Source organism: Mesorhizobium sp. U510 (assembly GCF_059180695.1).
Genome location: NZ_CP180532.1, coordinates 2,928,156 through 2,942,270, shown reverse-complemented (window position 1 = coordinate 2,942,270; position 14,115 = coordinate 2,928,156). Strand labels below are relative to the sequence as shown.

12 protein-coding genes are annotated in these 14,115 nt (G+C 64.8%); 1 reads left to right on the top strand and 11 read right to left on the bottom strand.

Features of this window, described 5'->3' with window-relative positions:
- Nucleotides 1-14 precede the first annotated feature (14 nt).
- The 11 genes from ACLGL5_RS15740 to ACLGL5_RS15690 all read right to left on the bottom strand — a co-directional run bounded on the left by ACLGL5_RS15740 (nt 15) and on the right by ACLGL5_RS15690 (nt 12,465).
- The gene (locus ACLGL5_RS15740) at nt 15-998 is read right to left on the bottom strand and encodes an ABC transporter permease (RefSeq protein WP_019856582.1); all 984 of its coding nucleotides are present in this window, start codon (nt 996-998) and stop codon (nt 15-17) included.
- Nucleotides 995-2,026: an ABC transporter permease gene (locus ACLGL5_RS15735; RefSeq protein ID WP_069091497.1), complete on the bottom strand. Its 1,032-nt coding sequence runs from the start codon at nt 2,024-2,026 to the stop codon at nt 995-997. Before ACLGL5_RS15735 ends, ACLGL5_RS15740 begins: the two co-directional genes overlap by 4 nt.
- Complete coding sequence (locus ACLGL5_RS15730; protein WP_171903268.1) at nt 2,023-3,549, bottom strand: sugar ABC transporter ATP-binding protein; 1,527 nt, start codon at nt 3,547-3,549, stop codon at nt 2,023-2,025. The genes ACLGL5_RS15735 and ACLGL5_RS15730 overlap by 4 nt, the downstream gene beginning before the upstream one ends.
- 67 nt (nt 3,550-3,616) lie before the next feature.
- On the bottom strand, nt 3,617-4,618 hold the full coding sequence (locus ACLGL5_RS15725; protein WP_083246647.1) for a sugar ABC transporter substrate-binding protein: 1,002 nt from the start codon (nt 4,616-4,618) through the stop codon (nt 3,617-3,619).
- Between the two features lie 62 nt (nt 4,619-4,680).
- Complete coding sequence (locus ACLGL5_RS15720; RefSeq protein ID WP_064983486.1) at nt 4,681-5,340, bottom strand: L-fuculose-phosphate aldolase; 660 nt, start codon at nt 5,338-5,340, stop codon at nt 4,681-4,683.
- A gap of 26 nt (nt 5,341-5,366) precedes the next feature.
- The gene (locus tag ACLGL5_RS15715) at nt 5,367-6,143 is read right to left on the bottom strand and encodes an SDR family NAD(P)-dependent oxidoreductase (RefSeq protein WP_069091495.1); all 777 of its coding nucleotides are present in this window, start codon (nt 6,141-6,143) and stop codon (nt 5,367-5,369) included.
- Nucleotides 6,144-6,341: 198 nt separating this feature from the next.
- Entirely contained in the window at nt 6,342-7,178 is an 837-nt protein-coding gene (locus ACLGL5_RS15710; RefSeq protein ID WP_069091494.1) for a GntR family transcriptional regulator, read from the bottom strand.
- A gap of 70 nt (nt 7,179-7,248) precedes the next feature.
- Nucleotides 7,249-8,493: an MFS transporter gene (locus ACLGL5_RS15705; protein ID WP_069091493.1), complete on the bottom strand. Its 1,245-nt coding sequence runs from the start codon at nt 8,491-8,493 to the stop codon at nt 7,249-7,251.
- Nucleotides 8,490-9,380: a MaoC/PaaZ C-terminal domain-containing protein gene (locus ACLGL5_RS15700; RefSeq protein ID WP_223217780.1), complete on the bottom strand. Its 891-nt coding sequence runs from the start codon at nt 9,378-9,380 to the stop codon at nt 8,490-8,492. The genes ACLGL5_RS15705 and ACLGL5_RS15700 overlap by 4 nt, the downstream gene beginning before the upstream one ends.
- Nucleotides 9,380-10,531 carry a thiolase family protein gene (locus ACLGL5_RS15695; RefSeq protein ID WP_069091492.1) on the bottom strand — a complete coding sequence of 384 codons (1,152 nt, stop codon included), beginning with the start codon at nt 10,529-10,531 and terminating at the stop codon, nt 9,380-9,382. The genes ACLGL5_RS15700 and ACLGL5_RS15695 overlap by 1 nt, the downstream gene beginning before the upstream one ends.
- Complete coding sequence (locus ACLGL5_RS15690) at nt 10,528-12,465, bottom strand: acetoacetate--CoA ligase (RefSeq protein ID WP_069091491.1); 1,938 nt, start codon at nt 12,463-12,465, stop codon at nt 10,528-10,530. Before ACLGL5_RS15690 ends, ACLGL5_RS15695 begins: the two co-directional genes overlap by 4 nt.
- 132 nt (nt 12,466-12,597) lie before the next feature.
- On the opposite strand from ACLGL5_RS15690, the gene ACLGL5_RS15685 reads away from it, so the two are divergent.
- Nucleotides 12,598-13,776, top strand: coding sequence for an acetyl-CoA C-acetyltransferase (locus ACLGL5_RS15685; protein WP_027046544.1), 1,179 nt, complete (start codon nt 12,598-12,600; stop codon nt 13,774-13,776).
- Nucleotides 13,777-14,115: the final 339 nt, after the last annotated feature.

Genomic DNA, 14,115 nt, shown 5'->3' with positions numbered 1-14,115 from the left:
CGACCCTTTCGAACTCAATGCGAGGCGCGGCGCAGGCCGAAGCTTGCGGCCAGCACCAGGAAGACGAGCACGCCGATGCCGACCTGCTGCCAGTAAAAATTCCAGCCGACCAGCAGCAGCCCGTTCTTGACGATGGCAAGCAGCAGCACGCCGAGCAGCGTGCCGATCACCGAGGGCTTGCGCTCGCGGCTGAGCGTCGTGCCGATGAAGGTGGCGCCGATGGCGTCGAGCAGGAAGGCGTTGCCGGACAGCGGCACGTAGGACTTCACCGTCGCCGACAGCAGGATGCCGGTCACGCCGGCAAGCAGCGCGCACAGCACATGAACCATGGAAAGCTCGCGCGGCACGCGAATGCCGGAATACCAGGCCACACCGGGCTGCGCGCCCATCGCCTGCACATAGCGGCCGAAGACCGAACGGTGTAGGAGAACATGGACCGCAACGGCCACGACGACAAGCACGATCACCGGCGTCGGCACGCCGAACAAATCGGTGCGGGCAATGGCGTTGAACTGGTCAGCGGCATAGCCGCTTGTGAGATAGATCGGCTGGCCGCCGCTTGTGGCAAGCTGCTGCGTGCTCTGACCGATGAACAGCACGCCGAGCGTTGCAAGGAACGGGCTGATGTTCAGCCTGGTGATGAGGATGGCGTTGAGGATGCCGACGATCAGCGCCGCGCCCAATCCGCCGCCGACGCCGACCACGCCGCTATAGCCGGTGGCAAGCAGCATCACGAAGACCATGCTGGCCATGTCTACGGAGACGCCGACGGAGAGATCGATGCCACCCGACGAGATGACGATGGTCAGCCCCAGCGCCACGATCGCCAGCATGACGACATTGTTGACCAGCACGTTGAAGAGGTTCGCCGGCGTCAAGAAGGTCGGGCTCGCCACGGCGAAGAAGATGACGATCGCCGCGAAGGCAATAAGCACGCTGTATTTGGCGAGGAAGGCGCGCAGGTTCATCTTGGAGCTGTCATTGGCCGAGACGCTCATCGTGAACCCTCCGAACCGCGGGCAAAGGATGTGATGGCGACCACCAGCAGGATCAGCGCACCCTGCACGCCATTGACCCAGTAGCTGGAGACGTTGAGCAGCTGGAAGCCATTGGCGAGCAAGCCGATGAACAGCACGCTGAGCAGCGTGCCGCCCATGGTCGGCACGAAGCGGCGGGAAAAGACGGTGCCCAACAGTGCGGCCGCCAGCACCGACAGAAGCAGTTCGCCGGAACCGGGCGTGCTGGCTGACAGGCGCGAGACGGTGAGCACACTTGCCACCGCCGCGCAGAAGCCGCTCAGCACGTAGGTGAAGGAGACATAGAAGGGCACGCTGAGACCGGCCGCGTGCGCTGCTTCGGGATGGCCGCCGTCCGCGTAGAGCCGCAGCCCAAACGCCGTGCCATGGATGATGGCGATGATGATCGCAGAGAACACGATCAACGCCCAGGCGAGTGCTGAAATGCCGAGGAAGCTGCCTGAGACCAGAAAGCCGAGCAGCGGGGAGGATGCGCCGACAACCGTGTTCTGGGTGAGCGTAAGTTCCATGCCGGCCGCGACGTTCAGCACGGCAAGCGTCGCCAGCAGCGGCAGGATGCCAAGACCGACAACGGCAAGGGCGTTCAGCGCGCCAACCGCCATGCCGACGGCGATGGCCGCGAGCACGGACAGGAAGTCGCCATAGCCCATCGACAACAGCGTCGCGTAGACAGCCGCGCATAGCCCCATATTGGCGGCGATCGACAGGTCTATGCCGCCTTCGGTGACATCGGAGCCGCCGCCAATGATGACGGACGTCATGCCATAGGCGAGCACGCCCAGGATCGCCGACTGCTCGACGACATTGATGAGGTTGAAGGTCGAGGTGAAGCCCGGCGCGAAGACGACGAAATAGGCCATGATCGCGGCGAAGGCGGCAATCGCGCCGAGCCGCACGACGAGGGTGGCGAAGCGCCGGCCGGCACTTTTGCCGGTGGTGCGGGTTTCATCGGACGCGCCGGCCTCAGTGTGGAGAGTTGTCGCGCTCATGCCGCCATTCCATCAGCGTTCGAGCGGGCGCCTGAAGAGGCCGCGAGCAACGCGTCGCTGTTCATCGACGGGCCGGAGAAGGTGCCGGCAAGCCGACCGCGATAAACAACCAGCACCCTGTCGCAGACGCCGACCAGTTCGAGCAGGTCGGACGACAGAAGCAGGATCGCCGCGCCCTCGCCCGACAGCCGGTTCAACAGATTGTAGATCTCGACCTTGGCGCCGACATCGACGGCCACCGTCGGCTCGTCCAGAACATAGACACGCGACTGGCAGCTCAGCCACTTGGCGATCGCCACCTTTTGCTGGTTGCCGCCGGAGAGTTCGCGCACCAGCGCGTCGCGATGCGGCGTCTTGATCGACAATTCCTTGATCAGTCCGTCGACCGCCTGGTTCTCGCTGTTGCGGCTGACCATGCCGTTCTTCGAATAGCGGCGCAGGCTGGCCAGCGAAATATTCTCGCGTACCGACAGGCCAAGCGCCACGCCATGCGCGCGGCGATCCTCCGGCAGCATGGCGATGCCGTCGCGTACCGCCTTGACCGGCGTCGACAGCGCGAGTTGCTTGCCCTCGACCGTGATCGAGCCGCCGTCGGCGGTCTTGAGGCCGAACAGGCATTGTACGATCTCCTTGGCACCGGATCCGAGCAGGCCGGTGAGGCCGACGATCTCGCCGGCGCGAACATTGAAGCCGATGTTTTCGAAACCGCCGCCGAGGCGCAGATTGGCGACTTCGAGCACCGGCGCGCCCAACGTGACAGAACGCTTGGGAAACATCTCGCCGACATCGCGGGCGATCATCATCGAGATGATCGCATCGATCGATGTCTCGCGCGGGTCGACTGTGCCTACATCGGTGCCGTTGCGCATCACCGTGACACGGTCGCAGAGCTTTTCGATCTCCTGCATGTAGTGGGAAATGAAGACCACGGCGATACCGTCGTCGCGCAGCCGGCGCAGCACGTCGAACAGGCTGTCGACCTCGCGCTTCACCAAGGCCGCCGTCGGCTCGTCGAGCACCAGCACCGAGGCTTTTTGCGCCAGCGCCCGGGTGATCTGCACGACTTTCTGCTGTGCCGTGGTCAGGTCCTTGACCAGGGTTCCCGCCGGCAATTCCATGCCGAAGAACCGCTTCAACAGATCGGCCGCCTTGCGCTCCATGGCGCGGCGGCTGACGAACGGCCCGAAGCCGATTTCGTGGCCGAGGAACACCGCCTCGCCGACCGTCGCGGTCGGCACCAACAGCCTGTCCTGATGGATGAAATGCACACCGAGCTTTTCGACCGATGCCGGCGACAGCGAGGTCACGGTCTCGCCATTGATGACGATGGTGCCGCTGTCCGGCTTGATGATGCCGGCCAGCACCTTGATGATCGTCGACTTGCCGGCGCCGTTCTGGCCGACAAGCCCGAGGATCGAGCCGCGCGCAATCTGAAGGTTCGCGTTCTCCAGCGCACGCACCGGGCCGAACCGCTTCGATATGTCCGTCATCGATACAGCAATTTCACGCTTTGCTGTCTGCATGGCCGTCAATCCTGGTTGATGATGGCGGGCAGCCCCAAAGGCTTGGCTGCCCGCCGTTACGCTCAGCCTATTTAACGCCAGCCTTCTCGGCCGCGTCGAGGAAGGGTTTTCCCTTTTCGGCGGCATTTTCCTTGTTGATCAGCACCGCGGGCACGAAGGTGAAGGGCGCCACCTTCTGGCCGGCAAGATATCTGGCGGCATTGTCAACCGAAGTCTTGCCGATTTCATAGGGCTGCTGCGCTGCCACGGCACCGGCGGACGACTTCGAATCCATCACCATCTTGATGACTTCCGGGCTGCCGTCGATGCCGTAGGTCTTGACCTCGTTGCGGCCGGCCGCCTCGACCGCCTGCGTGGCGCCGATCTGCGGCACGTCCCAGCAGGCCCACACTGCGCCGATCGAACCCTTCTCGGGCGACTTGGTCAGCATGTCGGTGACGTTGGAATAGGCGCTCTGCACGGTGTTCGGGATGACGTCGCGTAGTTCCGGTTCGACGATCTTCACGTCGGGGAACGAGGTCAGCACATATTTCAGCTGGTCGTAGCGGATCTTGCAGACCGGCACGCTGTAGAAGCCGTTGAAGACCAGCACATTGCCCTTGCCGCCCATGTCGGCGACCATCTGTAGCGCGATCTCGGCGCCGATATTGTAGTTGTTGGAGGTGGTGTTGTTGATGGCGTGCGGTGTCGCGGTGTCGACGGTGAACAGCGGGATGCCGGCATCGCGGATCTTCTGCAGCCACGGGTTCAGCACTTCGAGATTGCCGAGCTGCTCGATGATGACGTCTGGCTTCTGCGCGATCAACGTCTGCAGCTGCGCGATCTGCTGCTGGTCCTTGCGGCCGGCGTCGAGCGCGATCACTTCGCCGCCCAGTTCCTTGACGCGGTCCTGGATGCCCTTGAACGCCATCAGGTCCCAATAGTGATCGGTGCCGATGGCGGAAACGCCGATGCGCTTGCCCTTCAGCGACAGTTCCTCGGCACTCGCGCTCGATATGGCAGCCAGGCTGCAAGCCGCCGCCAACCCCAAAGCGAGCGCCTTGACGAGGCCTTTCATGGATCCGGTCATTTCATTCCTCCCTTGTTGATCGCTCCGGGCCTTCCCGGAGGATTCTGCCAGATGACTGCGGCTCAGGCAGCAGCCTCCTTGTCGCGCAGGCCATAGCTGGCCATGCGCTTGATGACGTTTTCGATCTCTTCCTCGGACAGGATCGGCGGCTCGCCGATCTGCAGGGCGCCGTGATACTGGCGCGCCAGCGTTTCCACCTCGACCGCCAGCCACATCGCCTGGCTGAGGCTGGAACCGACCGCGATCATGCCGTGCTGTGCGAGCAGGCAGGCCTTGCGGTCGCGCAGCGCCTCCACCGCATGCGCCGAGAGCTCCGCCGTGCCGAAGGTGGCGTAAGGAGCGCAGCGAATGTCACTGCCGCCGGCAACCGCCACCATGTAATGGATCGCCGGTATCTTCCTGCCCATGATGGCGATGGTCGTGCAGTAGGTCGGATGCGCGTGGACGACCGCGTTGACCTCGGGCCGCGCCTTCATGATGTCGAGATGGAAACGCCACTCGCTTGACGGCGGCAGGCGCCCGTCGACCTCACCGTCCCAGGCCATGAAGACGATGTCCTCGGGCACCAACGTCTCGTAAGGCGTGCTGGTCGGCGAGATCAGCATGCCTTCGCCATGGCGCCTGCTGACATTGCCTGACGTCCCCTGGTTGATGCCCAGCGCGTTCATCTCCAGGCAGGCGTCGATGATTGCCTGGCGTGCCTCTAGGTCCGAAACGGTCATGCGATATTCCAATCCTTGCTCGGCCCTCACCAGGCCGTGTAGCCGCCATCGATCGACAGGATCGCGCCGGTGACGTAGCTCGACGCCGGCGAGGCGAGAAACAGGATCGCCGAAGCGATCTCGTGCGGCTCGCCGAGCCGTCCCATCGGCGTCATGTCGATCCAGGTGTTGAAGAGTTCGGGCCGCTCGCGCATTTTCAACGTCATCTCGGTGCCGACATAGCCGGGCGCGAGCGCGTTGACGCGAACGCCTGACTTCGCCCATTCGACGGCGAGCGCCTTGGTCATCATGTGCACGGCGCCCTTGCTCACCATGTAGGACGGCGCGGTCTGCGGACGGTTGATGACCAGGCCCGACATCGAGCCGAGATTGACGATCGAGCCCTTCTTGCGGGCGACCATGGACCGGCCGAAAGCGCGCGAGGCCCAGTAGACGCCGTTGACGTTGACATCCATCACCAGGCGCCATTCCTCGTCTGATGTGTCGAGCGCGGTGTTTAGGCGAGCGATGCCGGCGCTGTTGACCAGTATGTCGACCTGGCCGAAATCGCTGACGATCTTGGCGGCCTTCGCCTCGACGGCACGCGGATCGGTGACGTCGAGCACGCGGCCATCGACGCTTCCAACACCGGCCTTCTTAAGCGCCTCGGCGGCTACATCCAGGCCCTGCGTATTCACGTCGAGCAGGACGATGCGCGCACCGCAGGTGCCGAGCGCCTTGGCGGCCTCTAGACCGATGCCGCTGGCACCGCCGGTGACGACGGCAACCTCGTCCGTCAGGTCGAATTGCGACCGGTAGTCCATGCAAATCCTCCATCAGGATCAGGCTTGGCGCGGGCAAAATCTTCCCCTCGCCGCCGAAGCGGCGTCGCAAGCCAGCCGGTCCTGATAATGCCTGGGTCAGGCTCCTCCCGGCCCCATAACGAGGACGTTACAGAAGCTTCCCTGGTCCGTCAATCTGGTTATAACCAGAAAACGGAATCTTTTTTGTGCTGTGAATACTCAGGTGCGATCGACACCGTTCACCGTCGCGGACGGTTGCTCGACCGCCATGTGGATGCGGGCGACGGAGGAGTTGTAGAAGGCCTCGTAATATTCGAGCGCCGCACCGTCCGCGTCATAGGCGATCGACTCGATTTCGATCAGCGGCGTGTTGGCGGCAACGCCCATCTGCTCGGCCTCTTCCTTAGTAGGCAACGCCGCGCGCAGCCAGCGATCGGCGCGCTTCACCGTCAGGCCGAACACCGCGCGGATGGTGCCGAAAATCGACTGGTTTTCCGACAGGATGTTTTCGAGACCGGGCACCCGGTGCCCTGGCAGGCTGATGCGCGTCATGGTAATCGGCGCGCCGTCGGTCATGTAGACGCGGCTGATGCGGACCACGCTGCCATTGGCAGGAATGCCGAAGACTTTGGACTCCTTCTCGTTCGGCGGGCAGCGGTAGATTTCGAGCGTGCGCGTCGAGACCTTGTGGCCTTTCGCCGTCAGGTCGTCGAACACGCCGAGATTGGCGGTCATGAAGTCGACATGCTCGCGCGGTGCCGCGACGAACATGCCCTTGCGGGGCATCTTGATGATGCGGCCTTCGCTGGACAGCGAGCCGATCGCGGCGCGCACGACCGGGCGCGAGACGCCAAAGAAGTCGCACAGCGCCTGCTCGGAAGGGATGCGCGAATTGGCCGCCAGCAGGCCGGTGTTTATGGCTTCCTCGACCTGGTTACGCAATTGCACCCAGAGCGGTGCGGCCTCGTCGCGATTGAGCTCGACCTTGGAGCCGATCGAGCGGAACGCCTCGGCGGCTGCGGCATCTTCCTGGTCGTAGCGAGGACGCCCACGCATTCTGGTCGTTTGTTCCATTCAGCCCGCCGCAAATCATTTTGCCGCGACTCAGAGAGCGGCAGCGTCCTCCCTAGCGGAGGCCGCCGGCCATATTCACGCTCTCCGGCAAGTTTCGCAACCACAGCATGGCCACGGCCCCGAGAAGCGGGCCGGGAACGAGCAGCAGGAAGGCCCAGCGCCAGCCGCCGATGAAGTCGGCAAAGCGCGGCGTCAGCCAGATGGCGAGGACCGTCAGCGCGAAACCGGCGCCGAGTTGCACCGACAGTGCCGTGCCGACGAAACGGCGGTCGGCGAGTTCGGTGACGGCAGCGGAAAACTGCGCGGAATCGCCGACCACCGAAATGCCCCAGACGATGGCGACCAGCATGAACAGCCAAAGCGGCCCCATGAACAGGAAGCCCATGAGCAGTGCGCAGCTTCCCGAGACGATCATCATGCCGGCGGTGGTCGCCGTGCGGCCGATGCGGTCCGAAAGATAGCCGCCGAGCAGGCAGCCGAGGATGCCGGAGGCGACGACGAAGAAGGTCGACAGCGAGGCGGTAGCGGTCGTTCCGATCGCCTGCGCTTCGAAAGCGGCGCGCGTGTATGCAAGCAGCCACGCCCACATGGCGTAGAGCTCCCACATGTGGCCGAGATAGCCGAGATTGGCCAGCAGCAGCGGCTTTTCGCGAAACACCTGGCCGATGCGCGACGGCTCGAACACCGCTTTGCCGAAGGGATAGGGCCCTTCCCTGGCAAACAGCAGGAACAGCAGCGCGCCGATGGCCGTCGCCAGGCTGGCGGCGGCAACCACCGGCCGCCAGTCGAGCGCGCTCAAGGCGGCACGGAAGAGATGCGGCAGCGCCGAGCCAACCGTCAGCGCGCCAATGACCGCGCCAAGCGCCAGCCCCCTGTCGCGCGTGAACCAGGTTGCGACCAGCTTCAGGGCCGGCGGATAGACGCCGGCAAGTGCCGCGCCGGTGACGATGCGCGCGGCAATGGCGCCGCCCGCATCGGGATGAAACAGCAAGCTGGCATTGGCGAGCGCGGCGACCAATGCTGCGGCCGCCATCAGACGGCTGAGCCGCACCAGGTCGGGAAGGTTGACCAGGCTCGCCACCAGCGCGCCGATCACGAAGCCGACCTGGACACCGTTGGTCAGCCACGCCTCGGCGCCAGAGCTAAGAGCCAGTTCCTGCTTCAACTCCGGCAGGATGGCGGTTGCCGAAAACCAGGTGGTCAGCGACAGGACGACAGCCAGGCAAAGCAGCGACAGCACACGCCAGCGTTCGCTGTCGGCGGCCACGCCAGGACGGCTGTCGTCCATCGCGCTCATGCGCCTTGCAGCGGCACGGTGAACACCGTCGCGGTGCCGGTGAGACAAAGCTCGCCCTGGCCGTTGCGCACGGATGTCTCGATCTTGCAGATCGGCTTGTCGGGGCGCACCTCCTTGACCTCGACGCGTCCGGTGATCTCCTCGTCGACGCCGACCGCCTTGACGAACTTCCAGGCGACTTCGAGGAACACGGTGCCGGGTCCCGGCAGGTCTTCGGCGACCAGCGCGTTGAGGATGCCTGAGGTGACGCCGCCCTGGACGATCAGCTTGCCGAACACCGATCTCTCGGCGAGCGCGCGGTCATAGTGCAGCGGATTGCGGTCGCCGGTGATGTCGGTGAACGCTTCGATGTCGCTGGCGCGCGTGCGCCGCGTGCGTTCGGCGAAGGCGCCGACTTGCGGGCGGCCTTTCACCACGCCTGCCCAGCCGTCTTTCGTCTCGGTGCTCATTGCGGCTTCCTCCTCTGTTGCGGTTTCGACTGGTTTGAAGGCTGGCAGGACGCGGCCGCCGATCGCCGTCGGCGCTAGCTGCAACGCGTCCCCTGCCCTGGGCGGCTGTGCGCCAGGCAGGATGAAGCTCAGCATGGTCGGACCCTCGGCCAGTTCGACCAGCCCGACCACGTAAGGTGCCGCCGGCAACCAGCCGGCATGGCCCGGCTTGTGCACTTGCGAAAAGGATTTCAGCCTGCCCTTGCCCGACACCTCTTTCCAGACAAGGCGCTTGCCCCAGCAATGCGGGCAGATCGGGCGTGGATAGAACACGGCCTTGCCGCAGTCCTCGCAGTGCTGGATTTTCAGCCGCCCTTGCGCCGCCGCATCCCAGAATGGCTGGGTCAGCGCGGTGCTCGTCGGGGCCGGGGTCTTCAAGGCGTTGAAATCGATGGGCATCAGCCGGCTCCCAGCACGAGCGCGGTCGCCTCGCTCATCGTCGCGCCATTGCCGGTGACAAGCGCGAGGCCGGCCTTGCCAATCTGGCGTTCGCCAGCATCGCCGCGCAGCTGCCGCACCGCTTCGACGACATGGGTCATGCCGCCGGCAAGATCCGGCTGGCCGAAGCCGAGCTGGCCGCCATGGGTGTTGAGCGGCTTGTCGCCCCGGTGAGAGAGATCGTGGTCACGCAGCCATGCGCCGAACGCGCCCGCCGCGCAGAGCCCGGCATCCTCGATCGTCGTGGCGACCATGATCGTGTAGCAGTCGTAGAGCGACAGAAGATCCATCTCCTTGACGCCGGTTCCGGACTGCGCGAAGGCCCGCGCCATGGCGCTCTTCAGCGGACCGGAGGTCAGGCTGGGCGCCTGGCTGACCGCGCGATGCGTGACCTTCTCGCCGGCGCCGAGCAGATGCACAGGTCTTCTGGGCAGCGAGCGCGCACGTTCGGCCGAGGTGACGATCACCGCCTCGCCGCCGGCAACCGGCATGACGATTTCGTAGAGATGCAATGGCGAGGCGATCATCGGCGAAGCCAGCACGGCGTCCGCATCCGCCGGTTTGCCGAAGAAGATTGCGTCCGGGTTGAGCTGTGCGTTGGCCCGCGCCGCCGCGGCGATCAGCGCGAAATCCCTGGCTGTCGAGCCATGCTGCGCCATATGGGCCTGCATCAGCAGCGCGTAGGAGATGTTGGCGCCCGAGGCGCCGAACGGCACGTCGAACTCGCGGATCGGATTGCGGTTGGGCGAGCGCGGTGCTGCCTCCTCGCGATTGTTGGCGAGCACGCACAGCACCGTCTCGCACATGCCGGCCTCGATGGCCGCCGCCGCGCGCCAGACCATCCCCGCACCCGAAGCGCCGCCGAGGTCGACGACATTGGCCATGGTCGGCGCCAGACCGAGATACTCGGCAATCGTTGCCGGGACATGTTGCGGCGTCTCGCCGACCTGCGGCCCGACCAGAAGCCCGTCGATCGCGCTCGGCTCCAGCCCGGCATCGAACACCGCCAGGCGCGAGACCTCCGCGATCATCTCCAGCGTCGTCACGCCGCTGGTCAGGCGCTGCGGCTTCAATTCGCCGATGCCGACGATCGCTCCCCTGGCCCGGCTCATGCCGCCTTGCTCCTATCGAGCGCGCGGTATTCCTCGAGGCATGCAGGATTGGCAAGCGAAGCCATGTTCTTCACCGGCTTGCCCTCGAGCGTCGTTCGCGCCGCACCTTCCACCCTCTTGCCGTTGAGCGTGTAGGGCACGGCCCGCACCGCGTGAATGCGATGCGGCACGTGGCGCGGCGATGCGCCTTCACGAATGGCGCGGCGGATCTGCGCGGCGAACTCAGGCGTCAGCTCAAAACCGTCGTTGAGCTTGACGCAAAGCACGATCTCCTCGTCGCCTTCGACCGGCGCGCCGAACACCAGGCAATCCTCGATCTCGGCAAAGTTTTCGCAGGCGGCGTAGATTTCGGCCGTGCCGATGCGCACGCCGCCGGGCTTCAACGTCGTGTCCGATCGACCATGGATGATCCCCGAGCCATGCGGGGTCATCTCCGCGACATCGCCATGCGTCCAGATTTCCCGGCGTGCCGCGAAATAGGTGGCGTGGTAGCGCGCGTCGCCGTCCTTTCCCCAGAATGTCAGCGGCATGGACGGGAACGGTTCGGTGCAGACCAGGTCCCCCTGCCTGCCTATGACCGGCGCATTGCGCTCGTCCATGACAACCACCGCGAGGCCCAGCCCCTTCACTGTCAGTTCGCCACGGCGAACCGGATGGATCGGCGAACCGAGCAGGAAACAGCCGATGATCTCGGTGCCGCCCGAGATCGAGGCAAAGATCATATCCTGCTTCACATGCGCGTAGACCCAGTCGAACTGGCTGGGCGAGACCGGCGCACCGGCCGAGAGCAGGGAGCGCAGCGAGGACAGGTCGTGCAGACGTCCCGGCGCGTAGCCTTCGGCGGCCAGCGTCGCCAGATATTTCGGGCTGGTGCCGAAATGCGTGACGCTTGCACGCTGCGCCATTGTCCACAGCGGACTGGGGTCGAGGCCATCAGCGGTCTTCAGGATCGGCGCGCCGTCATAGAGCAAAACAGCCGCGTCGCAGGCGAGGCCCGAGATCAGCCAATGATACATCATCCAGGCCGTGTTGGTGTACCAGCTCATGACGTCGCCGGGGCGGACATCGCCATGCAGCAGATGCTCCTTCAGATGCTGGAGCAGCACGCCGCCGGCGCGGTGGACGATCGCCTTGGGCGCACCCGTGGTACCCGAGGTGTAAAGCACATAGGCCGGATGATCGAAGGGCACGCGTTCGAAGGCCAACGGAGCGTGTGCGCCGAAATCCTCGAAAGCAACAGCCGCCGGCATGGCGGGCTTATCGTCGCCGGTCAGCACCAGCGTGGTCACCGTCGGCATCGCCGCGACGATCTCAGTTAGCCTGCCGGAGATGTCGTGCTCCTTGCCCGCATAGCGGTAGCGCGGTGCTGCGAACAACACCTTGACGCCGATCTGGCCGAGCCGGTCGACGATCGCCGCGGCGCCGAAATCGGGCGAGCAGGACGACCAGACAGCGCCGATCGAAAGCGTCGCCAGAAGCGCCACCAGGCCTTCGACCCGGTTGGGCAGGATGCCACCGACGCTGTCGCCGCTGACCACGCCGGCCGCGCGCAGGCCTTGCGCGGTGCTGGCGACGAGCCGACGCAACTCGCCAAGGGTGAAGGTGCGGAAATGACCGCTCTCGTCGGCCTCGATGACCGCGACCCGATCATCGTCGCCCCGCAGCAGGTTTTCCGCGAGATTGAGCGATGCGTCCGGGAAAAACCGACTCTGCGTCATCGGCGCCTGATCATCGCGCAGGAAAGATCGCGCGCCGGGATTGCCGATCACGCCGGCAAAGTCCCACACCTCCCGCCAGAACGCACCGGGATCACTGATCGACCAGCGATGCAGCGTCTCGTAGTCGCGCGGGTTGAAGCCGTTGGCCAGGCAAAAGCGCGCAAGGTTGGACGATTGGAACGCGGCTGGCGCCGGCGCCCAAAGCACGGATGACATGGATTTCCTCCCGGAATGCAGGCCGGCACGAAGCCGTCATCTTGTCTGCATGTTGCTTTCAGATTATTGGTTATAACCAGAATGTCAAGCGGCGAGCACAGCCTGTGTGCCGCGGAGGTGGAGGACGGGAAATTGCAGGATGCGGTGTATATCGTCGCGGCCAAACGCACGCCGATCGGCAAGCTCAACGGCGCGCTCGCCAGCCTCTCGGCGGCGGAACTGGGCGGGCAGCTCATTCAAGCGATGCTCGCCGAAACCGGGCTTGCGCCCGATGCCGTCAGCGAGGTGATCATGGGCCAGGTGCTGACCGGTGGCGCCGGGCAGAACCCGGCAAGGCAGGCATCGCTCAGGGGCGGCCTGCCGGTCAGCGTGCCGGCGATGACGGTCAACAAGGTGTGCGGCGCCGGACAGAAGTCGATCCATCTTGCCGCGCAGGCCATACGCTGCGGCGACGCCGATTGCGTGATCGCCGGCGGACAGGACTCGATGACGTCGGCGCCGCATTTCATGTCAGGCATTCGCGGCGGCGTGCGCATGGGCGACCGGGTCGTCAAGGATTCGATCATCACTGACGGGCTGTGGGACGCCTTCCATCAGGTTCATATGGGCGTCACGGTCGAGTCCCTGGCGCAGCGCTACCAGATCACGCGTGACGAGCAGGACGGTTTCGCGTTGCGCTCGCAGGAGAAAGCCGAGGCCGCCATCCGTTCCGGAAGGTTCGGTGACGAGATCGTCCCTGTCTCGATAAAGACCAGGCAGGGCGATGTCATCGTCGGCCGCGACGAACATCCAAACCCCGCGACCACCCTCGAAGGACTTGGTCGACTAAAGCCGGTCTTCGATCCGGCGGGGACAATCACGGCCGGCAACGCCTCAGGCCTCAACGACGGTGCGGCAGCCGTACTTGTGATGTCGGAAACACGGATGAACGAACTCGGGCTAAAGCCCCTCGCCCGCATCGCGTCCTATGCTTCGGCGGGGGTCGAGCCGATGGACATGGGGTTGGGGCCGGTCGCGGCCTCACACCTTGCGCTGGAGAAGGCCGGCTGGCAGGCATACGAGCTCGACGTCATGGAGATCAATGAGGCCTTTGCCGCGCAGGCCATCGCGGTCAACCGCGAGATGGGCTGGAACGAGGAGATCATCAACATCAGCGGTGGCGCCATCGCGCTCGGCCATCCGCTGGCCGGATCCGGCTGCCGCATCGTGGTGACGCTGCTCCACGAGATGACGAGGCGCAACGCCCGCAAAGGCCTGGCCTCACTCTGCATCGGCGGCGGCCAGGGCGTGGCGATCTGCCTCGAACGATGAAGCTGAACCTCTGCGCAGTTTTAGTCTGAGACGAAACGGGCATGGTCTTGGCCACGCCGCCTATTAATTTCATGATCCGACGAACGGCAGCTTTGGTCAACGGCAAGGCTCAACTCTACGACCGACTTGCGCCGCAAAGTAGACCTGTCTTTGTGCACGCCGTTCTACGCTGTAGCCCTCTCCCCTTTCGAAGCGTCTTTATTTCATAGGGGATGTAGGCGCAGATCGAGTATGCTGTGCTCTCCAATGACACCGAGCTCGCCGACGGTCGTGTCGAAGGTACTAGCTACTCTGACCCGCCGCACCCACCGGTCGCTGAGATCGACGGAGATCTTGTTG